Here is a 24282-nt window from a genome sequence, read left to right as displayed (position 1 = left end):
CCTTTTAATGCAAGGATTAAATTGTTCCGCAAACCTTTTCAATCAATTCCGCCGGGAATTGCATTGACTGCATGATGTGCTCGATCATGCTGCATTTACGGCCGGTGTTGGTGTTGGTAATCACCCAGTACGGCGTGCCCGGCACGCGCTTTGGCTTGGTCTGGCTGCCGTTTTTCAGCAGCGTTTGCTCGTCGGCGGCGAAGTAGACGCGCGTACGCCCGTGCAGGGACTCCGTCGCGTCGGCAAAACCCTGCCGATCCAGTGACCACAGTGTAGACAACACCAGCATAAAGCGGTTAACCGCCCGCTTCTGCTCCGCGTATTCGTCGGAGAGCAGCAGCTCGCGCACGGCGCGTACTCTGTCTTTGATGGAGGTTGCCGGTGCCTCTGCGGGGGTGACAGGCTGCGCGGCACGGGCCGTTTTTACCGTCGCTGCGGCGGGCTGTGATACGGCGGAAAATTTTAACATGCGCCGTAAAATGTCGGATGCGCTCTCACCGATATGCCTGGTATGGCTGGCGATATAGCTATAGAGTTCATCATCAACTTCAATCGTTTTCATCGTAATCCAGTGCGGTGTCTTAGCTGAAATTATTAGTCAGGATTATAGGAGCAAATCCCAACGGCGGATAGCGTGGCGTCGGGCCGATCGACAAACCCGACGTAAACCGTCGTTGTTGCAGCCCTCTGGCAGAATGGTCAACATAATACCCTAACCCGACTGAGCGAAAAAAAGAACTTTGCCATGAAATTGAACATCCGGGCGCAATCTGCGCAAACCCCGCACAATAATTCTCCTGTCGTACTGGTTCACGGCCTGTTCGGTAGCCTGGACAACCTCGGCGTGCTGGCGCGCGATCTGGTGAGCGATCGCGACGTGATCCAGGTTGACATGCGCAACCACGGCCTCTCCCCTCGCGATCCGCAAATGAATTACCCGGCAATGGCTGCGGATCTGCGCGATACCCTCGACGCTCAGGGGATCGAAAAAGCGACCTTTATCGGCCACTCAATGGGCGGTAAGGCGGTGATGGCGCTGACCGCCCTGGCCCCGGAGCGTATCGACCGGCTGGTAGCTATCGACATCGCACCGGTTGACTATCAGCTGCGTCGCCACGATGAAATCTTTGCCGCCGTTAACGCGGTCAGCGAATCCCTGGTCCCCACGCGCCAGCAGGCGGCGGCGATAATGCGCCAGCATCTGCAGGAGGAAGGGGTGATTCAGTTCCTGCTGAAATCCTTCGTCGACGGCCAGTGGCGCTTTAACGTACCGGTGCTGTGGCAGCAGTATCCGCACATCGTCGGCTGGGAGACCATTCCGGCCTGGGATCGTCCGGCGCTGTTCATTCCCGGCGGCAACTCCCCTTACCTGACGGAGGCGCACCGCAGCGCGCTGCTGGCTCAGTTTCCCCAGGCGCGCGCCCACGTGGTCGCCGGTGCCGGGCACTGGGTTCACGCCGAAAAGCCCGAAGCGGTGCTGCGCGCCATTCGTCGCTATCTGGCCGGGTAGGCCGTTCCCCCGGGCCAACTGCTTAAAAACCCGCCGTCCGCACGTGATTACGCGCGGGAACGTTGGCGTCCCTGATGCGCTGATGTATGATGGCGCGCTATCCATCCGGGCGGACGCCCGGCTGACCGTTTCCCCGAAGTCACCCAAAATCATGGCCAAAGAACAAACGGACCGTACGACATTAGATCTGTTCGCGCACGAACGTCGCCCGGGACGACCCAAAACCAATCCGCTTTCGCGTGACGAGCAGCTGCGCATCAACAAGCGCAACCAGCTGAAGCGCGACAAGGTTCGTGGGCTTAAGCGCGTCGAGCTGAAGCTCAACGCCGGGGCCGTCGACGCGCTGAATGAGCTGGCGGAGTCGCGTGATATAAGCCGCAGCGAGCTTATCGAAGAGATGCTAATGAACCAGCTGGCGACCCTGCGCGGCCAGGGGCTGGAGTGAATTTCCGCCCCCAGCCCTTTTAATGTGTCACGAAGTGCAATCCTGCACGTTTGCTGTTTCCGCATACCTGCCTGTTCTGCTATGATTGCCCTTATCCGTGGGCAATTCGCCACCACCATTTCAATAAGTTTCAAGAGGTTAATTTACTCATGGCAATAATCGGCATTTTTTTCGGCAGCGACACCGGCAATACCGAGAATATCGCGAAGATGATTCAGAAGCAGCTTGGTAAAGACGTTGCCGACGTGCATGACATTGCAAAAAGCAGCAAAGAAGACCTCGAAGGGTATGACATTCTGCTGCTGGGCATTCCGACCTGGTATTACGGCGAAGCGCAGTGCGACTGGGACGACTTCTTCCCGACGCTGGAAGAGCTGGACTTCAACGGCAAGCTGGTGGCGCTGTTCGGCTGCGGCGATCAGGAAGATTATGCGGAGTACTTCTGCGACGCGCTGGGCACCCTTCGCGACATCCTCGAGCCGCGCGGCGCAACCCTCGTGGGCCACTGGCCGACGGCGGGCTACCACTTCGAAGCCTCCAAAGGCCTGGCGGACGACGACCACTTTGTCGGCCTGGCCATTGACGAAGATCGCCAGCCGGAGCTGACCGCTGAACGTGTCGAGAAATGGGTAAAACAGATTTCCGCAGAACTGCACCTCGACGAAATCATCAGCGCCTGATTTTCCGCGGCGCAGCGCTAAGGCTGCGCCGCATCAATAGACAAGTCCTATTAAAACAATTGCTACAAATTTGTTACTTTTCTGCTCATACCTGTACAATAGGCAGGATATAGTAGGTGGCTCGCCGGGTTGTTAGCGATACCACATTTTTATTAACATTTGCTCAAGGCTTGCGGTTTTCATTTAGACGCGGCAGCCCTATAATGATACGCATTATCTCGAGTGCAATTTCTGTCACTTCGCCGTTTGAAGTGAATCGTATAGTAACAGGACAGATCCCGCATGACTGACAACAATACCGCATTAAAGAAGGCTGGCCTGAAAGTAACGCTTCCTCGTTTAAAAATTCTGGAAGTGCTTCAGGGACCGGATAATCATCACGTCAGTGCGGAAGACCTCTACAAACGTCTGATCGACATGGGCGAAGAGATTGGCCTGGCAACCGTATACCGCGTTCTGAACCAGTTTGACGACGCCGGTATCGTCACCCGACACAATTTTGAAGGCGGCAAGTCCGTTTTCGAACTGACCCAGCAGCATCATCACGATCATCTTATCTGCCTCGACTGCGGCAAGGTGATTGAATTCAGCGACGACTCTATCGAAGCGCGCCAGCGTGAAATCGCGGCAAAGCACGGCATTCGGTTAACCAACCACAGCCTCTATCTTTACGGCCACTGTGCGGAAGGCAACTGCCGCGAAGACGAGCGCGTCCACGACGCCAAATAGCGTTATGCCGTGCGAACTGCCAGCCCTGCGGCTGGCTTTTTTATGCCCGGCGTTTGTCACTCCAGCCAGGCCACCCGCCGCGCTCCCGGTCTGATGAGCGCTTTTGGAACCACCGCGGCCGCCGTCGGCCCTTTTCGCAACCGGCACAGCGTCAGGACGGACAAAAAGCCCCGGCAGGCGCGGAGCGGCCTGCCGGTACTGCGTGACCTACTGGCCGATTTTCGCCCAGGTATCGCGCAGGCCGACGGTGCGGTTAAATACCAGCTTATCCGCCGTGGCGTAACGGCCGTCGAGACAGAAGTAGCCTTCACGCTCGAACTGATACGCCCTGCCCGCTTCCGCACTCTTCAGCGAAGGCTCGCCATAGCCCTGCTTAATCACCAGCGATTCCGGGTTGATGACCGACAGGAAATCCGCTTCCGCACCGGGATTCGGCACGCTGAACAGGCGGTCGTAGAGGCGAATCTCAACCGGCAGCGCGTGAGAGGCGCTGACCCAGTGGATCACCCCCTTCACCTTGCGGCCGTCCGCCGGATCTTTACTCAGGGTATCCGCATCGTAGCTGCAGAAAATAGTGACGATATTGCCGGCCGCGTCTTTCTCTACGCGCTCTGCCTTGATCACGTAGGCGTTGCGCAGGCGCACCTCTTTCCCCAGCACCAGGCGCTTGTACTGCTTGTTGGCCTCTTCGCGGAAGTCTGCGCGATCGATCCAGATTTCAGCGCTGAACGGCACCTCGCGGCTGCCCATTTCCGGTTTGTTCGGATGGTTCGGCATGGTGACCATTTCGCTTTCGCCCTGCGGATAGTTCTCGATAACCAGCTTAACCGGATCGATTACCGCCATCGCGCGCGGCGCGTTCTCGTTCAGATCTTCGCGGATGCAGGACTCCAGCGAGGCCATCTCGATAGTGTTATCCTGTTTGGTCACCCCGATGCGCCTGCAGAACTCGCGGATCGCCGAAGCGGTGTAGCCGCGACGACGCAGGCCGGAAATGGTCGGCATCCGCGGATCGTCCCAGCCCTCCACGTGCCCGTCGGTGACCAGCTGGTTCAGCTTGCGCTTGGACATCACGGTATATTCCAGGTTCAGGCGCGAAAACTCATACTGCCTCGGGTGCGCCGGAATGGTGATGTTATCCAGCACCCAGTCGTACAGGCGACGGTTGTCCTGGAACTCAAGGGTGCACAGGGAGTGGGTGATCCCCTCCAGCGCGTCGCTGATGCAGTGGGTGAAGTCGTACATCGGATAGATGCACCACTTATTGCCGGTCTGATGATGCTCGGCAAACTTAATACGGTAGAGTACCGGATCGCGCATGACGATAAAGGGTGAGGCCATGTCGATCTTTGCCCGCAGGCAGGCGCTGCCTTCGGCGAAGCCGCCGCTGCGCATCTTTTCGAACAGCGCCAGGTTCTCTTCCACGCTGCGATCGCGGAACGGGCTGTTTTTGCCCGCCTGGGTCAGCGTGCCGCGGTATTCGCGGATCTGCTCAGGCGTCAGCTCATCGACGTAGGCGAGGCCTTTGTTAATCAGCTCAATGGCGTAGGCGTGCAGCCGATCGAAGTAATCCGAAGAGTAGCGAACGTCGCCGGCCCAGTGAAAGCCCAGCCACTGCACGTCATTTTTGATCGACTCAACGTACTCAATATCTTCTTTTGCCGGGTTGGTGTCGTCAAAACGCAGATTGCACTGCCCCTGATAATCCTGCGCAATGCCAAAGTTCAGACAGATAGACTTCGCGTGGCCGATGTGCAGATAGCCGTTCGGCTCCGGCGGAAAACGGGTGTGGATCGCGGTATGCTTGCCGTTGGCCAGATCTTCATCGATGATCTGACGAATAAAGTTAGTCGGGCGGGCTTCAGCCTCACTCATCGTGGATTCCTCAAAGCGTAAACAACGTATAACGGCGTATGATCTTATAAGCCGGACGGGCTGACAACCTTTAGTTACGCAAAAAACGTCGGGCAGCGAGAATGCGGGACGCCGACAGAAAAAAAGCGGCGAGGTTTCCCCCGCCGCTCCGCTCTGTTTGCCGTCAAAAAGCTTATTTACTCTTAATCTCGTACAGCGGGGTCTGACCGGCAACCACCTGCCCCTGCGCCTTGATCGCCAGACCGCTGAAGTCGTCGATGTTGCTGCACACCACCGGGCTTATCATGGAGCGCGCGTGGGCGTTCAGGTACTCCAGATCCATCTCCAGGATCGGCTGGCCCGCCGTCACTTCCACCCCTTCGTCTACCAGCCGCGTAAAGCCCTGGCCGTTCAGGGCCACGGTGTCGATCCCCATATGCACCACGATCTCCGCGCCTTTTTCTGTTTCGAGGCAGAACGCATGGTTGGTGTTGAAGATTTTAACGATGGTACCCGCCGCCGGCGCAACCACCGTTTTACCGGTCGGCTTCAGCGCCACACCGTCGCCTACCGCCTTGCTGGCGAACGCTTCATCCGGCACCTGGTCCAGCGCCACAACTTCGCCGCTCACCGGGGCAACCAGTTCGACAACGGTGGCCGCCGCAGAGGCTGCTTTCGGCTTCGCCACCGGCGCTGCGGCTGCGGACACTGCATCAGCCGACGCTGCGGCAACCGGACCGCGCGCCACCACTTTCTTCATCGCATCGCTAATCGATTCGGCCTTCGCGCCAACAATCACCTGAATGGTCTGCTTGTTCAGCTTCACCACGCCAGAGGCCCCCAGGCGTTTACACATCGCGTCGCTGACGCGGGCAGAGTCGCCTACCGACAGGCGCAGGCGGGTAATGCACGCATCGATGGCCTTCAGGTTGTCACTCCCGCCGATGGCGGCAATGTAGCTGGTCGCCAGCTGGAGCATTCCTTCCTCAGTATTGCTGTTGGCCTCTTCCAGCACCACACTGCCGTCTTTATCTTCGCGGCCCGGCGTTTTCAGGTTAAACAGGCGAATCACCGCGCTGAACAGCACAAAGTAAATAACGAAGAAGATCAGCCCCATCACCAGCAGTATCCAGACGTTGTTGCTGGCCGCCGGCAGGTTGTACATCAGCACGTAGTCGATGGCACCCGCAGAGAAAGAGAAGCCCGCGTGAATATCCAGCAGGGTGGCAATAAACAGGCTGATGCCGGTAAGCACCGCGTGCAGAAGGTACAGCAGCGGAGCCAGGAACATGAACAGGAATTCCAGCGGCTCGGTAACGCCGGTCAGGAAGGCGGTAATCGCCACCGACAGCAGCATCCCGCCAACCATCGGACGGCGCGCCTTCGGCGCGGCCAGATACATTGCCAGCGCCGCGCCCGGCAGACCGAACATCATGATCGGGAAGAAACCGGACATAAACATTCCCGCGCTGCCGTCCCCCGCATAGAAGCGGTTGATATCGCCGTGGAAAATCGCCCCGGCCGCGTTGGTGTATTCACCGATCTGGAACCAGGCGATGGTGTTCAGCACCTGGTGCAGGCCGGTCGGGATCAGCAGACGGTTAATAAAACCAAAGATACCCGAACCCAGCGCACCCGCGGAGACGATCCACTCGCCCCCTGCATGGATGGCATGCTGCACCGGCGGCCAGACGTAGCCAAAGATCGCCGCCAGCACCAGGCAGAAAAAGCCGGTGGCGATAGGCACAAAGCGCTTACCGCCGAAAAAGCTCAGGAAGTCGGGCAGTTTAATGCCGGACCAGCGGTTATAGACCGCGCCGCCGACCAGGCCGGTAATAATGCCGGCCAGCACGCCCATGTTAATTTCCGGATTAATGGTGACCATGGCTTTGGTCAGCACGAAGTAGCCGACCGCCCCGGCCAGCGCTGCCGCCCCGGCGCTATCCCTGGACCAGCTGGACGCTACGCCGATGGCGAAAATCAGCGCCAGGTTTTCGAAAATTGCCCCGCCCGCCTGGGCGATAAAGGGCACGTTCAGCAGATCCGGCAGACCGAATCGCAGCAGTAGCGCCGCCACCGGCAGCACGGCAATAGGGAGCTGTAACGCCCTACCCAGCCGCTGGAAAAAACCTAAAATATTCATCTTATTCCCCCTCCGAAACCCCGATATGGCCGGTATTAAGCCACTTTTTATATGCAACAATTTATGAATGGTAAAACTTTGTCATCGAGTTGTTAGATCATCACCCGCAGAGTGTGTTAAAAATTAATTTGTACCGCAAATTAAAAGCGTCTTATTTGTGATTTTAATCACCAAATATCGCCAGAGCCAGTCGTTTTTACTGGCTAACCGCGAAAACTTATTTTATGATTCAAAAAATCACTACACACTGACGCCCGGCTGCCTTAAGCAGGTTATGCTTATCCGGGTCACGTCGCGCAATCCGTCAACGTTTACATTTAATTCTGAGGTGAAGAATGAGACTGATCCCGCTGGCTTCCGCCGAACAGGTTGGCAAATGGGCCGCACGTCACATCGTTAAGCGTATTAACGCTTTTAACCCCACGGCGGATCGCCCGTTTGTGCTGGGTCTGCCGACCGGCGGCACACCGCTGTCCACCTATCAGGCGTTAGTGGCAATGCATAAAGCGGGCCAGGTCAGCTTTAAGCACGTCGTCACCTTTAATATGGATGAGTATGTCGGCCTGCCGGAAGAGCATCCGGAAAGCTATCACAGCTTTATGCACCGCAACTTCTTCAACCATATCGATATTCCGGCAGAGAACATTAACCTGCTCAACGGCAATGCGCCGGACGTTGACGCCGAGTGCCGTCAATATGAAGAAAAAATCCGTTCTTACGGTAAAATCCATCTGTTTATGGGCGGCGTCGGCAACGACGGGCATATCGCCTTTAATGAGCCGGCCTCCTCCCTGGCCTCGCGCACGCGCATTAAAACGCTGACCCATGACACTCGCGTGGCCAACTCCCGCTTCTTCGGCGGCGATGTGGACCAGGTGCCAAAATATGCGCTGACCGTGGGCGTGGGCACGCTGCTTGACGCCGAAGAGGTGATGATTCTGGTGCTGGGCCATCAAAAGGCGCAGGCGCTGCAGGCGGCGGTGGAAGGCAACGTCAACCATATGTGGACCATCAGCTGCCTGCAGCTGCATCCGAAGGCGATAGTGGTATGCGACGAGCCGTCCACTATGGAGCTGAAAGTCAAAACACTGAAATATTTTAACGAGTTAGAAGCGGAAAATATTAAAGGTCTGTAATGTTATACCCGTCCTGCCGACAGGCGGCGGGGCAATCTATGCTGAAATCGGGGGTCGGAATGTATGCTTTAACCCAGGGCCGGATCTTCACCGGTCACGAAATTCTTGATGACCATGCGATTATTATCGCCAATGGCCTGATTGACCGCATCTGTCCGCAGGCGGATCTGCCGCCCGGCATCGAGCAGCGCCCGCTGGACGGAGCTGTTATCTCCCCCGGTTTCATTGACGTACAGCTCAACGGCTGCGGCGGCGTACAGTTCAACGATACCGCAGAGGCGGTCTGCCTTGAAACGCTGGAGATTATGCAGGCCGCCAACGAAAAATCGGGCTGCACCAGCTTTTTACCCACGCTGATCACCACCAGCGACGATCTGATGAAACAGGGCGTTCGCGTGATGCGCCAATACCTGGCAAAGCATCCTAACCAGGCGCTGGGGCTTCATCTGGAAGGGCCGTGGCTAAATCTGGTGAAAAAAGGCACCCATAACCCGGACTTCGTGCGGGAGCCTGACGCTGCGCTGGTTGAATTTCTGTGCAATAATGCCGACGCCATCAGCACCATCACCCTGGCACCGGAGAAAGTGCCCGCCGGGGTAATAGCCCAGCTGTCCGCTGCGGGCATCGTGGTCTCCGCCGGGCACTCTAACGCCACGCTGAAAGAGGCGAGGGCCGGTTTCCGCGCGGGCATCACCTTCGCAACGCACCTGTATAACGCCATGCCGTACATCACCGGACGCGAACCGGGCCTGGCCGGAGCGGTTCTCGACGACGCCGGGATCTACTGCGGCATCATTGCCGACGGTCTGCACGTTGATTACGCCAACGTTCGCATCGCGAAACGCCTGAAAGGCGACAGGCTGTGCCTGGTGACCGACGCCACCGCTCCGGCGGGTGCCGATATTGAACAGTTCATTTTTGCTGGTAAAACAATATACTACCGCAATGGACTTTGCGTGGATGAAAACGGTACGCTAAGCGGCTCCTCATTAACCATGATTGAAGGCGTGCGTAATCTGGTGGAACACTGCGGCATTGCGCTTGATGAAGCCCTGCGTATGGCGGCGCTCTATCCAGCCAGGGCGATTGGCGTTGAACAGCGGCTCGGCAGCATCGCCGCCGGAAAAGTGGCTAACCTGACCGCATTCACCCGTGACTTTAACATTATCAAGACCATCGTTAATGGTGACGAGGTCGTTACCGAGTAAGAAAAAGTATGACACCTGGCGGACAAGCTCAAATCGGCAATGTTGATCTCGTAAAACAGCTTAACGGCGCGGCCGTTTACCGCCTGATCGATCGACACGGCCCCATCTCGCGAATTCAGATAGCCGAGCAAAGCCAGCTTGCTCCCGCCAGCGTTACCAAAATCACGCGCCAGCTTATTGAGCGCGGCCTGATTAAAGAGGTGGATCAGCAGGCCTCCACCGGCGGCCGCCGCGCCATCTCTATCGTCACCGAAACCCGCGGCTTTCACGCCATCGGCGTCCGGCTGGGCCGCCACGACGCCACCATTACCCTGTTCGATCTGAGCAGCAAAGTGCTGGCGGAAGAGCACTACCCGCTGCCTGAACGCACCCAGGAGACGCTGGAACACGCCCTGTTGAACGCCATCGATGCGTTTATTAAAGCCAGCCAGCGCAGGCTGCGCGAGCTGATCGCCATTTCGGTGATCCTGCCGGGTCTGGTCGATCCGGAAAGCGGCGTGATCCGCTATATGCCGCATATCCCGGTGGAAAACTGGAGTCTGGTCGGGGCGCTGGAAAAACGCTTTAACGTCACCTGCTTCGTCGGCCACGATATTCGTAGCCTGGCCCTGGCGGAGCACTACTTCGGCGCAAGCCAGGACTGCGAAGACTCCATTCTGGTGCGCGTGCACCGGGGAACCGGTGCCGGAATCATCTCTAACGGGCGTATTTTCATTGGCCGCAACGGCAACGTCGGCGAAATCGGCCATATTCAGGTAGAGCCGCTGGGCGAACGCTGTCACTGCGGTAACTTCGGCTGCCTTGAGACTATCGCCGCCAACGCCGCCATTGAGCTGCGGGTGCAAAATCTGCTGAAACAGGGCTACCAGAGCCGGGTGACAGCGGACGACTGCAGCATAAAAAGCATCTGTCGGGCGGCGAACAAAGGCGACGGTCTAGCCTCTGAAGTGATCGAGCACGTTGGCCGCCAGCTGGGTAAAACCATCGCCATCGCCATCAACCTGTTCAATCCGCAAAAGATCGTAATTGCCGGCGAGATAACCGAAGCGGATAAGGTGCTGCTGCCGGCCATTGAGAGCTGCATCAACACTCAGGCGCTGAAAGCGTTTCGCAAAAGCCTGCCGGTGGTGCGCTCGACGCTGAACCACCGTTCCGCCATTGGTGCCTTTGCGCTGGTGAAGCGCGCAATGCTCAACGGCATTCTGCTGCAGCATTTACTGGAAAACTGACGATCTGCTTTCCTTCAAGGCGGCGGCGTCCGGAATAATGCGCCCGACCGCAGGTGGCCTTCGGCGAGGGACAAGGCTATCCCTCATTCCTTCCGGGAGCATAGCGAACTCTGTGACCGGGGCGAGCCTCATGAATGAGACGAGTAACCAGAGGCAGCCTGCGGCTGTTCAAATTCGTTCCTGACGAATTTGTCACTGCGTTGCCGCCTTCATACAACTCGAATGATTTAGGGTATAGTAGCGGATCACTGTTGCTTTTCCTGGGGCCTTCATGACCATCAAAAATGTAATTTGCGACATCGACGGCGTACTGATGCACGACAACGTTGCCGTCCCCGGCGCGGCGGAGTTCCTGACGGGGCTCCTTGAAAAAGGCCTGCCGCTGGTTTTACTGACCAATTATCCCTCGCAGACCGGCCAGGATCTGGCCAACCGCTTTGCCACCGCCGGCATCAACGTACCGGACAGCGTATTTTATACCTCGGCAATGGCCACCGCCGACTTCCTGCGTCGCCAGGAGGGGAAAAAAGCCTACGTGGTGGGGGAAGGCGCGCTGATTCATGAGCTGTATAACGCTGGCTTTACCATTACCGACGTTAATCCCGACTTCGTGATCGTCGGTGAGACCCGCTCCTGGAACTGGGACATGATGCATAAGTCCGCCTACTTTGTTGCCAACGGCGCACGCTTTATCGCCACCAATCCTGATACCCACGGCCCCGGCTTCTCCCCCGCCTGCGGCGCGCTCTGCGCAGGCATCGAAAAAATCACCGGCCGCAGACCGTTTTACGTTGGCAAGCCCAGCCCGTGGATCGTACGCGCCGCGCTCAATAAAATGCAGGCGCATTCGGAAGAGACGGTGATCGTCGGTGACAATCTGCGCACCGATATTCTGGCCGGTTTCCAGGCGGGTCTGGAGACGATTCTGGTGCTCTCCGGCGTCTCCACCATTGACGATATCGACAGCATGCCGTTCCGCCCCAGCTGGATATACCCTTCGGTTGCCGAAATCGACGTGATTTAGCGAAAGCGCTGCCGGATGCCCCAAAGCAGAACCCATAACGCTCTGCGTCAGGGCGGATTTCACGATAACCCGCCCAATTCTTCATTTAATAAATCGGCCAATTAATTAAATAATCGCTAATTTACCAGCCATTTTACCTGGTGTTTTTCAACATGCCGCAATGTTCATTGCGTTTTTTCCTTATGAACCGGCAAACCGCTTGCCTCCTCTGTGGCTTTACGTCATTTTCTAAGGCAGATAAACACGCAACGGGTTAACGGAGAAGGCTATGTGCTCTATTTTTGGCGTATTTGATATCAAAACGGACGCGGGCGAACTGCGTAAAAAAGCGCTGGAGCTGTCGCGCCTGATGCGCCATCGCGGCCCGGACTGGTCCGGCATTTTCGCCTGCGACAGGGCAATTCTGGCCCATGAGCGCCTGTCGATCGTCGACATCAACGCAGGTGCCCAGCCGCTGTATAACGAAAAAAGAACCCACGTGCTGGCCGTCAACGGCGAGATCTATAACCACCGGGCGCTGCGCGACGAGTATGGCGATCGCTTCCGCTTCCAGACCGGCTCCGACTGCGAGGCGATTCTCGCCCTCTATCAGGAAAAAGGGCCGGCATTTCTCGACGAGCTGCAGGGCATGTTCGCCTTTGCGCTCTACGACAGCGAGCAGGATGCTTACCTGATCGGCCGCGACCACCTCGGCATCATTCCGCTCTACATGGGCTATGACGAGCATGGTAACTTCTACGTCGCCTCGGAAATGAAGGCGCTGACGCCGGTCTGCCGCACGATTAAAGAGTTTCCGGCGGGCAGCTACCTGTGGAGCAAGGAGGGCGAAATCCGCCGCTACTATCAGCGCGACTGGTTCGACTATGATGCGGTAAAAGAGAACGTAACGGATAAAGCGGAACTGCGTCAGGCGCTGGAAGATGCCGTGAAGAGCCACCTGATGTCCGACGTGCCTTACGGCGTGCTGCTCTCCGGCGGCCTGGACTCGTCGATCATTTCCGCTATCGCCAGGAAGTTCGCCGCCCGCCGGGTGGAGGATCAGGATCGCTCAGAGGCCTGGTGGCCGCAGCTGCACTCCTTTGCCGTTGGCCTTGAAGGCTCGCCGGATCTGCAGGCCGCCAGGGAGGTGGCCGACCATCTGGGCACCGTGCACCACGAGATCCACTTCACCGTACAGGAGGGGCTGGATGCGATTCGCGACGTTATCTGGCACATCGAAACTTATGACGTGACCACCATCCGCGCCTCCACGCCGATGTACCTGATGTCACGTAAAATCAAGGCGATGGGCATTAAAATGGTGCTGTCGGGAGAGGGCTCCGACGAGGTGTTTGGCGGCTATCTCTACTTTCATAAGGCCCCCAACGCCAGAGAGCTACATGACGAGACCGTGCGCAAGCTGCAGGCGCTGCACATGTTCGACTGCGCGCGCGCCAATAAAGCGGTGTCCGCCTGGGGAGTGGAAGCCCGGGTGCCGTTCCTCGACAAAGCGTTCCTTGATGTGGCGATGCGCATCAACCCACAGGATAAGCTGTGCGGTAACGGCAAAATGGAAAAGCATATACTGCGCGAATGTTTTGAGTCTTATCTGCCGGCAAGCGTCGCCTGGCGTCAGAAAGAGCAGTTCTCCGACGGCGTCGGCTACAGCTGGATTGACACCCTGAAAGCGGTGGCGGCAGAGCAAATTTCCGACCAGCAGCTGGCCACGGCGGCGTTCCGCTTCCCATATAACACGCCCGGATCGAAAGAGGCCTATCTGTACCGGGAGATTTTTGAGTCGCTGTTCCCGGTATCGGACGCCGCCGAGTGCGTGCCGGGCGGCCCGTCCGTCGCCTGCTCTTCCGCTAAAGCCATTGAGTGGGACGAGGCGTTTAAAACCATGAACGATCCTTCCGGACGCGCGGTCGGCGTACATCAATCCGCCTATCGGTAATGCGCCGTAAAAAGTGCCCTGCCGGGCACTTTTTTGAGCGAAATTCCCCGCCGAAAGCGATCAATAATCGATAATTGCCGATAATTGCGCCACGCTGTTCGCAACCTGAGCAAACGGTCGTATTCCGGCGTTTTTCGATGAAAAAGAGGTTGACGCTTCAGGGTTCAATACGCATAATGCGCCCCGCAACGCCGATAAGGTAACGCGCGAAAAAAGAGGGCTACGTAGCTCAGTTGGTTAGAGCACATCACTCATAATGATGGGGTCACAGGTTCGAATCCCGTCGTAGCCACCATCTTTTTTGCGGGAGTGGCGAAATTGGTAGACGCACCAGATTTAGGTTCTGGCGCCGCAAGGTGTGCGAGTTCAAGTCTCGCCTCCCGCACCATTCACCCGTATGCGTTGCAATAAGAACAGTGTTGTTGGGGTATCGCCAAGCGGTAAGGCACCGGTTTTTGATACCGGCATTCCCTGGTTCGAATCCAGGTACCCCAGCCATAATCTTCGGGTTTGCGGGCTGCCGCGACGGTCATTGGGGTATCGCCAAGCGGTAAGGCACCGGTTTTTGATACCGGCATTCCCTGGTTCGAATCCAGGTACCCCAGCCATAATCTTCGGGTTTGCGGGCTGCCGCGACGGTCATTGGGGTATCGCCAAGCGGTAAGGCACCGGTTTTTGATACCGGCATTCCCTGGTTCGAATCCAGGTACCCCAGCCACCGAAGAAAAAAGGCTACGTAGCTCAGTTGGTTAGAGCACATCACTCATAATGATGGGGTCACAGGTTCGAATCCCGTCGTAGCCACCATATTGATAGCGTGCCGTTTGATTACGGCAGGTTGGAAAGCAATTAATCAGGGTATCGCCAGATTTCTGGCACAGCATACCAACAGAGAATTAATTGGGGTATCGCCAGGCTGTAAGCCACCGGGCTGATTCTGGCACAGCATACCAACAGAGAATTAATTGGGGTATCGCCAAGCGGTAAGGCACCGGATTCTGATTCCGGCATTCCGAGGTTCGAATCCTCGTACCCCAGCCACTTTTAAAAGCGTTCGGCAGCGCACGCTGAGGATAGTTGGGTATCGCCAGGCTGTAAGCCACCGGGCTGATTCTGGCACAGATTAACCAACATAAGACAATTGGGGTATCGCCAAGCGGTAAGGCACCGGATTCTGATTCCGGCATTCCGAGGTTCGAATCCTCGTACCCCAGCCAATTAAAAAGCTCGCTTCGGCGAGCTTTTTGCTTATCCGCGCCGCCAGAGGGCCCCGCGCTGTATCCTCTCTCAATCTGATGTTACATTATCCGCTTCATAACAAAAGGATTTTGCGATGAACTATCAGATTTTGCCGCTCTTTTTTAGCCACCTGTCCACATTGCTCTTTTTTCTCAGCGCCATTGGCCTCACCTTTTTTGGTCTCTCAGCGCCGGTGGTCTATTTCATCCTGCTCGTCCTGGTCCTTCCCATCGGCCTCTCTATGCATCTGCACCGGCTGAATGAAACGGGCACCGCGCTGACGCTCAGCGAAAATGTCTGGTGGATGACCTATGTTTATGGTTTACCGGCTCCGGAGCAGCGGGCGATGCTTAAAAACCCCTGCTTTTATTCTACGGACCGCATTCAGCAGTTTTTCATTCGCGGCTTCGCCGGCAAAATAAGCCTGCAGCTGACCTGTATCGCCATTCATATTTACGAGTGCTTTGCGCTGGAAAAAGAGCCGCTTTCGATAGCGCTTGCGCTGTTGGTACTGCTATTTCTGCTCTGTGCGCTGGGGAGAAGCGCCTTCACCGCGTCGCTTATCGTGACCGGGAAGTGGCAGAGCGAAACCCTGACGACCGACAGCGGAAGCGTCTGGTATCAGGGAGTGATAACCAAAGGCACCCGCAGGGAAACACTGTTTTCGCGGCTGGTATAGCCGGACGCTACAGCCCCAGCGCATACTTCAGCGCCCGGCGCTTCAGCACGCCCGCCCGCGCCGCCGCCATCAGCCCGAGATTGCGCATCAGACGCAGCGGCGGAAGAGAGTTGCTGAACCCGGCGTAGAAGAGATCCATTCCGCTTTGCATCATGAAGTTATCCATCATGCGCCGCGTTTGATATCGCATCAGCACCGACCGGCTGGCCCACGCCTCGTCGTGCGCGCGGGCATTCGCCAGCACCTCAAGCAGCGCATCGACGTCCCGGTAGCCCAGGTTCACCCCCTGCCCCGCCAGCGGATGGATGGTATGCGCGGCATCGCCCACCAGCGCCAGCCCCGGCTGCACGTACTGCAGGGCATGGCGACGGGTGAGCGGAAAAGCGCCCGCGGCCACCGGCGTTACCGCGCCCAGCCGCGCCGGAAAGCATTGGCTGATTTCCTTTTGCAGCTGCGCCATATTCATCCCCTGCAGCTGGCGAATCCGCGCCGGCGCATCGTACCAGACCAGCGACGCCCAGTCGTCAAACAGCGGCAGGAACGCCCGCGGCCCGGCGGGGGTAAACTGCTGCCACGTGGCGTCGCCCGGCGATGCCTCGCAGCGCACGGTGATTAACATACAGGACTGGGCATAGTGCCAGGCATGAATGCCGATCCCGGCCATCTGCCGCACCTGGGAATTGGCCCCGTCGGCTCCGATAACCAGCCGCGCCGCGATCCGTTCGCCGTTATCCAGCGCCAGCGCGTAGCCGTCGGAGTGACGATGCAGGGCGGCCAGCGACGCGGGAACGCGCAGCGTCACCGCAGGATGCGCCGCCAGCGCCTGCCAGATTGCCTGCTGCAGGACGGTGTTCTCCACCATATAGCCAAGCTGCGGCAGCGTTAGCTCGGCGGCGTCGAAGGCCACGCGGGCGCTCTCCCACTCCCAGGTCTCCAGCCGCCGGTACGGATGGCAGCGCATCCCCTGCACCGCTCCCCAGACGCCCAGCCCCTGCAGCAGCGCCACGGAGGCCGCGCTGACCGCCGAAATCCGCACGTCAGGCGGCGCGTCGGGGGTAAACGGCCCCGGTTCGCTCCTGTCGATAACGGTTACCGTAAAACCGCGCTGCGCCAGCCCCAGCGCCAGCGCGCCGCCGACCATTCCGCCGCCAACAATGGCGACTTCCGTTGATTGCTGTGTCATGGCCACTCATCCTGTCAGGTGTATCATCTCAGTTTACAGGATTTCCGCGCGCTGTCGCAGCGTGATGCGTCACGCTGGTCACCAGGGCGGCAAAGCATTACACTATGCGCCCTGCATTCCCGGCCACTATTTCGCAAGAGCAAGTCGATGACCAAAAAACTCCATATTAAAACCTGGGGCTGTCAGATGAACGAGTACGATTCATCGAAGATGGCCGATCTGCTGGATGCCACCCACGGCTATCAGTTGACCGACGTGGCGGAAGAAGCGGACGTGCTACTGCTGAATACCTGCTCTATTCGCGAGAAAGCGCAGGAGAAAGTCTTCCATCAGCTGGGACGCTGGCGGCTGTTAAAAGAGAAGAACCCTGACCTGATTATCGGCGTCGGCGGCTGCGTGGCCTCGCAGGAAGGCGATCATATTCGCCAACGCGCCCACTATGTCGACATTATCTTTGGCCCGCAGACGCTGCACCGCCTGCCGGAGATGATCAACTCCGTACGCGGCAACCGCAGCCCGGTGGTGGACATCAGCTTCCCGGAGATCGAAAAATTCGACCGTCTGCCGGAGCCACGCGCGGAAGGCCCCACCGCCTTCGTCTCCATCATGGAAGGCTGCAACAAGTACTGCACCTACTGCGTGGTGCCCTACACCCGCGGCGAGGAGGTCAGCCGGCCGTCTGACGACATCCTGTTTGAAATCGCCCAGCTCGCCGCCCAGGGCGTACGCGAAGTGAACCTGCTCGGCCAGAACGTTAACGCCTGGCGCGGTGAGAACTACGACGGCACCACCGGCTCTTTCGCCGATCTGCTGCGCCTGGTGGCAGCCATTGACGGCATTGACCGCATTCGCTTCACCACCAGCCATCCCATCGAGTTCACCGACGAGATTATCGAGGTGTATCGCGATACGCCGGAGCTGGTGAGCTTCCTGCACCTGCCGGTACAGAGCGGCTCGGACCGGGTGCTTAACCTGATGGGCCGCACCCATACGGCGCTGGAGTATAAGTCGATTATCCGCAGGCTACGCGCGGCGCGCCCGGACATTCAGATAAGCTCCGACTTTATCGTTGGCTTCCCCGGCGAAACCGACCAGGACTTTGAGCAGACCATGAAGCTGATTGCCGACGTCAACTTCGATATGAGCTATAGCTTTATTTTCTCCGCGCGTCCGGGCACCCCGGCGGCCGATATGGTTGACGACGTGCCGGAAGAGGAGAAAAAGCAGCGCCTGCAGCTTCTTCAGCAGCGGATCAACCAGCAGGCGATGGCCTGGAGTCGCCGGATGCTCGGCACCGTGCAGCGTATTCTGGTGGAAGGAACTTCGCGTAAGAACATCATGGAGCTGTCGGGGCGCACCGAGAACAACCGCGTGGTGAACTTCGAGGGCGAACCGTCAATGATCGGTAAATTTGTCGATGTGGAGATCGTCGACGTCTATCCCAACTCCCTGCGCGGCAGGGTCGTGCGCACGGAAGAGGAGATGGGCCTGCGGGTGGCGGAGACGCCGGAGTCGGTCATCGCCCGCACCCGTAAAGAGAACGATCTGGGCGTCGGTTTCTGGCAGCCCTGACCCGACAGCGCCCTCCCCCTGCGGCGAGACCAGGGCGGGCGCTTTACGCTCTGCCGCCGCCCCTTCATCCCCGAAGGAAAAGGGGCGGGCCTTGTAATTCCCCTCTTCGTCCCCATCATCTTTGCAATGCTTGCGCCTTTATCCCATGGCGTGAATAATTTCCCTGGCAGCCGGCGAACGTTCGCTTCCGGCAACCTATGCATACAGAGGAACAGTTTGAACATAGATACTCGTGAAATCACCCTCGAACCCGCCGACAACGCCCGTCTGCTGAGCCTTTGCGGCCCGTTTGATGACAACATCAAGCAGCTGGAGCGCCGTCTCGGCATCGAGATCGGCCGCCGTGACAATCACTTTAAGCTGACCGGCCGCCCGCTTTGCGTCACCGCCGCGGCGGATATTCTGCGCAGTCTGTATGTGGATACCGCCCCCCTGCGCGGCCAGACCCAGGATATCGAACCGGAGCAGATCCACCTCGCGATTAAGGAAGCGCGCGTGCTTGAGCAGAGCGCGGAGAGCGTGCCGGAATACGGCAAGGCGGTGAATATCAAAACTAAGCGCGGGGTGATTAAGCCGCGCACGCCGAACCAGGCGCAGTACATCGCCAATATTCTCGATCACGATATCACCTTCGGGATCGGCCCGGCGGGCACCGGGAAGACCTATCTGGCGGTGGCCGCGGCGGTCGACGCCCTTGAGCGCCAGGAGATTCGCCGCATTCTGCTGACCCGTCCGGCGGTCGAGGCGGGCGAAAAGCTCGGCTTTCTGCCGGGCGATCTGAGCCAGAAGGTGGACCCTTATCTGCGCCCGCTGTACGACGCCCTGTTTGAAATGCTCGGCTTCGAGAAAGTGGAAAAGCTGATTGAGCGCAACGTGATTGAGGTTGCGCCGCTGGCCTATATGCGCGGCCGGACGCTGAACGACGCCTTTATTATTCTCGACGAGAGCCAGAACACCACCATCGAGCAGATGAAAATGTTCCTGACGCGCATCGGCTTTAACTCGAAGGCGGTGATCACCGGCGACGTCACCCAGATCGACCTGCCGCGCAGCACCAAATCCGGCCTGCGCCACGCCATTGAGGTGCTGTCGGAGGTGGATGAAATCAGCTTTAACTTCTTCCACAGCGAGGACGTAGTGCGCCACCCGGTGGTTGCCCGCATCGTTAACGCCTATGAGGCGTGGGAAGAGGCGGAGCAGAAACGGAAGGCGGCACTGGCGGCGGAACGCAAGCGCGAAGCCCAGGAGCAGGAGCAGAAATGAGTCAGGTGATTCTCGATTTACAGCTGGCCTGTGAAGACAGCAGCGGCCTGCCGGCGGAGAGCCAGCTCCAGGCGTGGCTGGATGCGGCCATCCTGCCGTTTCAGGCGGAGGCGGAGGTGACGATCCGCCTGGTGGACGAGGCCGAAAGCCACGAGCTTAACCTCACCTGGCGCGGGAAAGACAAGTCCACCAACGTGCTCTCCTTCCCGTTCGAAGCGCCGCCGGGCATAGAGGAGATGCCGCTGCTGGGCGATCTGGTCATCTGCCGCCAGGTGGTGGAGCGGGAGGCCCACGAGCAGGGCAAGCCGCCGGAGGCCCACTGGGCGCATATGGTGGTGCACGGCAGCCTGCATCTGCTGGGCTACGACCATATTGAAGATGATGAAGCGGAAGAGATGGAGTCCCTCGAAACCGAGATTATGCTTGCCCTGGGCTACGAGGACCCGTACATTGCCGAGAAGGAGTAAGCTGCCGGGCTTTCCGCCCTGCGGCTGCCGTAATGTCGGGCGCTGAGTTTTCGCGCGCCGGCACCGTTTAACTAACATGAGAACCCACACGACGCCATGAGCGACGACAATTCACACAGTAGTGACACACCAGGCAACAAGAAGGGATTTTTCTCCCTGTTACTGAGCCAGCTTTTCCACGGGGAGCCGAAAAACCGTGAGGAACTGCTGGCGCTGATCCGTGATTCCGGGCAGAACGAGCTTATCGATGAAGATACGCGCGATATGCTTGAAGGGGTGATGGACATCGCCGACCAGCGCGTTCGCGACATCATGATCCCCCGCTCCCAGATGATTACCCTGAAACGCAATCAGTCCCTGGACGAGTGCCTCGACGTCATCATTGAGTCCGCCCACTCGCGCTTTCCGGTGATTAGCGAAGATAAGGATCACATTGAAGGGATTCTGATGGCCAAGGATCTGCTGCCGTTTATGCGCAGCGACGCCGAAGCCTTCAGCATGGAAAAAGTGTTACGACCGGCCGTCGTGGTTCCGGAGAGCAAGCGCGTTGACCGTATGCTCAAGGAGTTCCGCTCCCAGCGTTACCACATGGCAATTGTTATCGACGAGTTCGGCGGCGTTTCCGGGCTGGTGACTATCGAGGATATCCTGGAGCTTATCGTCGGCGAAATCGAAGATGAGTACGACGAAGAGGATGACATCGACTTCCGCCAGCTCAGCCGCCACACCTGGACCGTCCGGGCGCTGGCTCCGATTGAGGACTTCAACGAGGCCTTCGGCACTGGCTTCAGCGATGAAGAGGTGGACACCATCGGCGGGCTGGTGATGCAGGCGTTTGGCCACCTGCCGGCCCGCGGTGAAACCATCGACATCGACGGCTACCAGTTTAAGGTGGCGATGGCCGACAGCCGCCGCATTATTCAGGTTCACGTCAGAATTCCGGACGACTCCCCACAGCCCACGCTGAACGAATAACACCGACTGGATGAAAAACTAAATGGCATTTGCCCCTTTACCTGAACGCCAGTGCATTCGCCTGCTGCTGGCGTTATTATTCGGTGCCTGCGGCACGCTGGCCTTCTCCCCCTACGACTTCTGGCCTGCGGCGATTATTTCGCTGGCGGGCCTGCAGGGGTTGACCTTCAATCGCCGTCCGCGGCAGTCCGCCGCCATCGGCTACGTCTGGGGGCTGGGGCTGTTCGGCACCGGCGTCAACTGGGTCTACGTCAGCATCGCGCAGTTCGGCGGTATGCCAGGCCCGGTAAACGTGCTGCTGGTGGCGCTGCTCGCCGCTTATCTTTCGCTCTATACCGGCCTGTTCGCCGGTCTCCTTGCGCGCCTGTGGCCAAAAACCAGCTGGCTGCGGGTGGCCGTCGCCGCGCCGGTGGTCTGGCAAATCACCGAGTTCCTGCGCGGCTGGGTACTGACCGGCTTCCCGTGGCTGCAGTTTGGTTACAGCCAGATCGACGGCCCGCTGAAAGGGCTGGCACCGGTGATGGGGGTGCAGGCGATCACCTTCCTGCTGATGATGAGCAGCGGCCTGCTGGCCCTGGCGCTGGCGACCCGCAGCTGGCGTCCGCTGCTGGCGGCGGCGCTGCTGCTGGCCCTGCCCTTCCCGCTGCGCGTTGTTCAGTGGTATACGCCGCTGCCGGAGAAAACCACCCGGGTGTCAATGGTGCAGGGCAATATTCCGCAGTCGCTGAAGTGGGACGAAGGCCAGCTGATTAACACGCTGAAAATCTACCTCAACGCCACCCGGCCGCTTATGGGCCAGTCGCAGCTGATTATCTGGCCGGAGTCGGCGATTCCGGATCTGGAAGCCAACCAGCAGCGCTTCCTCGGCATGATGGACGATCTGCTACAAAAGCAAGGCAGCACCCTGATCACCGGCATCGTCGATGCGCGCCTGAATGCGCAGAATCGCTACGATACCTGGAATACCATCATTACCCTGGGCAAAACCAGTCCGTACCGCTACGACTCCAGCAACCGCTACAATAAAAACCATCTGGTGCCGTTTGGCGAATTTGTCCCGCTGGGGTCAATCCTGCGCCCGCTCGCGCCATTCTTCGATCTGCCGATGTCCTCGTTCAGCCGTGGGCCGTACGTGCAGCCGCAGCTGCGCGCCCAGGGCCTTAAGCTGACGGCGGCCATCTGCTACGAAATTATTCTCGGTGAACAGGTGCGGGATAACTTCCGTCCGGATACCGACTACCTGCTGACTCTCTCCAACGACGCCTGGTTTGGTAAATCCATCGGGCCGTGGCAGCACTTCCAGATGGCGAGAATGCGTTCGCTGGAGCTGGCGCGGCCGCTGCTGCGCAGCACCAACAACGGCATTACGGCGGTAATTGGCCCGCAGGGCGAGATCCAGGCGATGCTGCCACAGTTCACCCGCGACGTGCTGACCGCCAGCGTTACGCCCACCGCCGGGCTGACGCCGTACGCCCGCCTCGGCGGCTGGCCGCTGTGGGCCCTCACCGCGCTGTTCGGCTTTATCGCGGTACTTGCAAGCCTGCGTCAGCGACGCCGTCGGGACGCCTCCCTGTAACCTCAGATACCGGACGGCATTTTCCTCCCCCGCCGTCCGGCCCGCTCCCTTCTCCTTCAATGCAAACTGGCACGTCCATTGCTTTGTTTTATATGGCAAACCGTGCGATGACCGCCAGAGCCGTCCGGGCGCACCAAATGCGATCGCCGACAGCACTAAAACGGTGCAACAGCGGCAGATTGCTTTAAAACGGTGCGGCGCACTTCGCAAAAAACAAACAATATTGCAGCAAAATATTTACATTAAGCCACACTCAATGTTAACAAACACACCAGAAACTGTGGACCGATAGCCGCAGATAATCCTTCCTTACAACGGATATTGAGGCTTCGATGGCGCAGACGATAAAAGGAGTTGGATATGCAATTATGTAAACCAGCCACGGCAATGCTGATCGTGGGAATGACCACCGCTCTGGCCCATGCGCAAGACGCCGCACCCGCCGCGGGCGGCACCCTGGAGAAAATCGCCAAAAACGGCGTTATCGTCGTTGGCCATCGGGAATCCTCCGTGCCATTTTCCTACTACGATAACCAGCAAAAAGTGGTGGGCTATTCTCAGGACTTCTCCAACGCCATCGTTGAGGCCGTCAAGAAGAGGCTCAATAAGCCCGATCTGCAGGTCAAGCTGATGCCGATTACCTCCCAGAACCGCATTCCGCTGCTGCAGAACGGCACCTTCGACTTTGAGTGCGGCTCCACCACCAACAACCTTGAGCGCCAGAAGCAGGCCGCCTTCTCCAACACCATTTTCATCGTCGGCACCCGCCTGCTGACGAAAAAAGAGGGCGGCGTTAAGGACTTCGCCGATCTGAAAGACAAGGCGGTGGTCGTCACCTCCGGCACCACCTCGGAAATTCTGCTGCACAAGCTGAATGAAAAACAAAAAATGAATATGCGCATCATCAGCGCCAAGGATCACGGTGACTCCTTCCGCACGCTGGAAAGCGGCCGCGCCGTCGCCTTTATGATGGATGACGCCCTGCTGGCCGGCGAGCGCGCCAAGGCGAAGAAGCCGGAAAGCTGGGAGATCGTCGGCAAGCCGCAGTCCGAAGAGGCCTACGGCTGTATGCTGCGTAAGAACGATCCTGAGTTCAAAAAGCTGATGGACGACACCATCGCCCAGGTACAAACCTCCGGCGAAGCGGCAAAGTGGTTTGATAAGTGGTTCAAAAATCCTATTCCGCCGAAAAACCTGAACCTGAACTTTGCGCTCTCCGACGAGATGCAGGCCCTGTTCAAAGCGCCGAATGATAAAGCCTTTAGCCCGACGGAGTGATCGCCCCAAAGGTTCGCGTTTCCGGCTGCGCATCAGCGGCTGAGGAGCACTACCTGACACAATAATACAGGGCAGGTTGACCTTGCCCTCCCGATTGTCGTTCAGCACGGACAGACTATAAGCCGGGCGGTCGTTCCCCGCCGGGCCTGAAAAGCGCAA

At 58.4% G+C, this 24282-nt stretch carries 21 protein-coding genes and 8 tRNA genes; 25 read left to right on the top strand and 4 right to left on the bottom strand.

The window, feature by feature from the left end:
• Window positions 1-16 precede the first annotated feature (16 nt).
• Window positions 17-562, bottom strand: coding sequence for a replication initiation negative regulator SeqA (gene seqA / locus GJV78_RS01310; protein ID WP_155106612.1), 546 nt, complete (start codon window positions 560-562; stop codon window positions 17-19).
• Between the two features lie 183 nt (window positions 563-745).
• Here seqA and ybfF point away from each other — a divergent pair, with 183 nt between their 5' ends.
• The 5 genes from ybfF to fur all read left to right on the top strand — a co-directional run bounded on the left by ybfF (window position 746) and on the right by fur (window position 3364).
• The gene (ybfF, locus tag GJV78_RS01305; protein ID WP_155106611.1) at window positions 746-1510 is read left to right on the top strand and encodes an esterase; all 765 of its coding nucleotides are present in this window, start codon (window positions 746-748) and stop codon (window positions 1508-1510) included.
• Between the two features lie 151 nt (window positions 1511-1661).
• Complete coding sequence (gene ybfE, locus GJV78_RS01300) at window positions 1662-1955, top strand: LexA regulated protein (protein WP_155106678.1); 294 nt, start codon at window positions 1662-1664, stop codon at window positions 1953-1955.
• 149 nt (window positions 1956-2104) lie between these two features.
• Window positions 2105-2635 (top strand): flavodoxin FldA, encoded by a 531-nt coding sequence (gene fldA, locus GJV78_RS01295; RefSeq protein WP_155106610.1) that lies wholly within the window; start codon window positions 2105-2107, stop codon window positions 2633-2635.
• Window positions 2636-2838: 203 nt separating this feature from the next.
• Window positions 2839-2925 carry a ryhB-regulated fur leader peptide gene (locus tag GJV78_RS01290; RefSeq protein ID WP_155106677.1) on the top strand — a complete coding sequence of 29 codons (87 nt, stop codon included), beginning with the start codon at window positions 2839-2841 and terminating at the stop codon, window positions 2923-2925.
• Window positions 2918-3364, top strand: coding sequence for a ferric iron uptake transcriptional regulator (fur, locus tag GJV78_RS01285; protein WP_155106609.1), 447 nt, complete (start codon window positions 2918-2920; stop codon window positions 3362-3364). Before GJV78_RS01290 ends, fur begins: the two co-directional genes overlap by 8 nt.
• A gap of 207 nt (window positions 3365-3571) precedes the next feature.
• Here fur and glnS read toward each other — a convergent pair whose 3' ends face one another.
• On the bottom strand, window positions 3572-5239 hold the full coding sequence (gene glnS / locus GJV78_RS01280) for a glutamine--tRNA ligase (RefSeq protein ID WP_155106608.1): 1668 nt from the start codon (window positions 5237-5239) through the stop codon (window positions 3572-3574).
• A gap of 172 nt (window positions 5240-5411) precedes the next feature.
• On the bottom strand, window positions 5412-7361 hold the full coding sequence (nagE, locus tag GJV78_RS01275) for a PTS N-acetyl glucosamine transporter subunit IIABC (RefSeq protein ID WP_155106607.1): 1950 nt from the start codon (window positions 7359-7361) through the stop codon (window positions 5412-5414).
• Window positions 7362-7696: 335 nt separating this feature from the next.
• On the opposite strand from nagE, the gene nagB reads away from it, so the two are divergent.
• From nagB to GJV78_RS01205, 14 genes are all read left to right on the top strand, one after another.
• Window positions 7697-8497: a glucosamine-6-phosphate deaminase gene (nagB, locus tag GJV78_RS01270; RefSeq protein ID WP_155106606.1), complete on the top strand. Its 801-nt coding sequence runs from the start codon at window positions 7697-7699 to the stop codon at window positions 8495-8497.
• 59 nt (window positions 8498-8556) lie between these two features.
• A complete protein-coding gene (gene nagA, locus GJV78_RS01265) occupies window positions 8557-9705 on the top strand; it encodes an N-acetylglucosamine-6-phosphate deacetylase (protein WP_155106605.1) in 1149 nt (382 codons plus the stop codon).
• 8 nt (window positions 9706-9713) lie between these two features.
• A complete protein-coding gene (nagC, locus tag GJV78_RS01260; RefSeq protein WP_155106604.1) occupies window positions 9714-10934 on the top strand; it encodes a DNA-binding transcriptional regulator NagC in 1221 nt (406 codons plus the stop codon).
• Window positions 10935-11205: 271 nt separating this feature from the next.
• Window positions 11206-11958, top strand: coding sequence for an HAD-IIA family hydrolase (locus GJV78_RS01255; protein WP_155106603.1), 753 nt, complete (start codon window positions 11206-11208; stop codon window positions 11956-11958).
• 268 nt (window positions 11959-12226) lie between these two features.
• Window positions 12227-13891, top strand: a complete 1665-nt coding sequence (gene asnB / locus GJV78_RS01250; protein ID WP_155106602.1) for an asparagine synthase B — start codon at window positions 12227-12229, stop codon at window positions 13889-13891.
• 218 nt (window positions 13892-14109) lie between these two features.
• A tRNA-Met gene (locus tag GJV78_RS01245) sits at window positions 14110-14186 on the top strand.
• A gap of 8 nt (window positions 14187-14194) precedes the next feature.
• Window positions 14195-14279, top strand: a tRNA-Leu gene (locus GJV78_RS01240).
• 35 nt (window positions 14280-14314) lie between these two features.
• Window positions 14315-14389 (top strand) — tRNA-Gln (locus tag GJV78_RS01235).
• Between the two features lie 35 nt (window positions 14390-14424).
• Window positions 14425-14499: transfer RNA gene (locus GJV78_RS01230), tRNA-Gln, on the top strand.
• Window positions 14500-14534: 35 nt separating this feature from the next.
• A tRNA-Gln gene (locus GJV78_RS01225) sits at window positions 14535-14609 on the top strand.
• A gap of 12 nt (window positions 14610-14621) precedes the next feature.
• A tRNA-Met gene (locus GJV78_RS01220) sits at window positions 14622-14698 on the top strand.
• Between the two features lie 159 nt (window positions 14699-14857).
• A tRNA-Gln gene (locus GJV78_RS01215) sits at window positions 14858-14932 on the top strand.
• Between the two features lie 101 nt (window positions 14933-15033).
• Window positions 15034-15108, top strand: a tRNA-Gln gene (locus GJV78_RS01210).
• A gap of 116 nt (window positions 15109-15224) precedes the next feature.
• On the top strand, window positions 15225-15809 hold the full coding sequence (locus GJV78_RS01205) for a hypothetical protein (protein WP_155106601.1): 585 nt from the start codon (window positions 15225-15227) through the stop codon (window positions 15807-15809).
• Between the two features lie 7 nt (window positions 15810-15816).
• On the opposite strand, the gene ubiF is transcribed toward GJV78_RS01205, so the two are convergent.
• A complete protein-coding gene (ubiF, locus tag GJV78_RS01200; RefSeq protein WP_155106600.1) occupies window positions 15817-16992 on the bottom strand; it encodes a 3-demethoxyubiquinol 3-hydroxylase in 1176 nt (391 codons plus the stop codon).
• 147 nt (window positions 16993-17139) lie between these two features.
• On the opposite strand from ubiF, the gene miaB reads away from it, so the two are divergent.
• From miaB to GJV78_RS01170, 6 genes are all read left to right on the top strand, one after another.
• Window positions 17140-18564 (top strand): tRNA (N6-isopentenyl adenosine(37)-C2)-methylthiotransferase MiaB, encoded by a 1425-nt coding sequence (gene miaB, locus GJV78_RS01195; RefSeq protein ID WP_155106599.1) that lies wholly within the window; start codon window positions 17140-17142, stop codon window positions 18562-18564.
• Window positions 18565-18780: 216 nt separating this feature from the next.
• On the top strand, window positions 18781-19827 hold the full coding sequence (locus GJV78_RS01190; RefSeq protein ID WP_155106598.1) for a PhoH family protein: 1047 nt from the start codon (window positions 18781-18783) through the stop codon (window positions 19825-19827).
• Window positions 19824-20294 (top strand): rRNA maturation RNase YbeY, encoded by a 471-nt coding sequence (gene ybeY, locus GJV78_RS01185; RefSeq protein WP_155106597.1) that lies wholly within the window; start codon window positions 19824-19826, stop codon window positions 20292-20294. The genes GJV78_RS01190 and ybeY overlap by 4 nt, the downstream gene beginning before the upstream one ends.
• A gap of 96 nt (window positions 20295-20390) precedes the next feature.
• Window positions 20391-21269 (top strand): CNNM family magnesium/cobalt transport protein CorC, encoded by an 879-nt coding sequence (gene corC, locus GJV78_RS01180; protein WP_155106596.1) that lies wholly within the window; start codon window positions 20391-20393, stop codon window positions 21267-21269.
• A 22-nt stretch (window positions 21270-21291) separates the two neighbouring features.
• Window positions 21292-22845, top strand: a complete 1554-nt coding sequence (lnt, locus tag GJV78_RS01175) for an apolipoprotein N-acyltransferase (RefSeq protein WP_155106595.1) — start codon at window positions 21292-21294, stop codon at window positions 22843-22845.
• A 360-nt stretch (window positions 22846-23205) separates the two neighbouring features.
• On the top strand, window positions 23206-24123 hold the full coding sequence (locus GJV78_RS01170) for an amino acid ABC transporter substrate-binding protein (RefSeq protein WP_155106594.1): 918 nt from the start codon (window positions 23206-23208) through the stop codon (window positions 24121-24123).
• Window positions 24124-24282: the final 159 nt, after the last annotated feature.

It is taken from the genome of Intestinirhabdus alba, from assembly GCF_009711095.1.
In the GTDB taxonomy this organism is placed as follows: domain Bacteria; phylum Pseudomonadota; class Gammaproteobacteria; order Enterobacterales; family Enterobacteriaceae; genus Intestinirhabdus; species Intestinirhabdus alba.
This window is presented reverse-complemented; position numbering and strand designations above follow the sequence as displayed.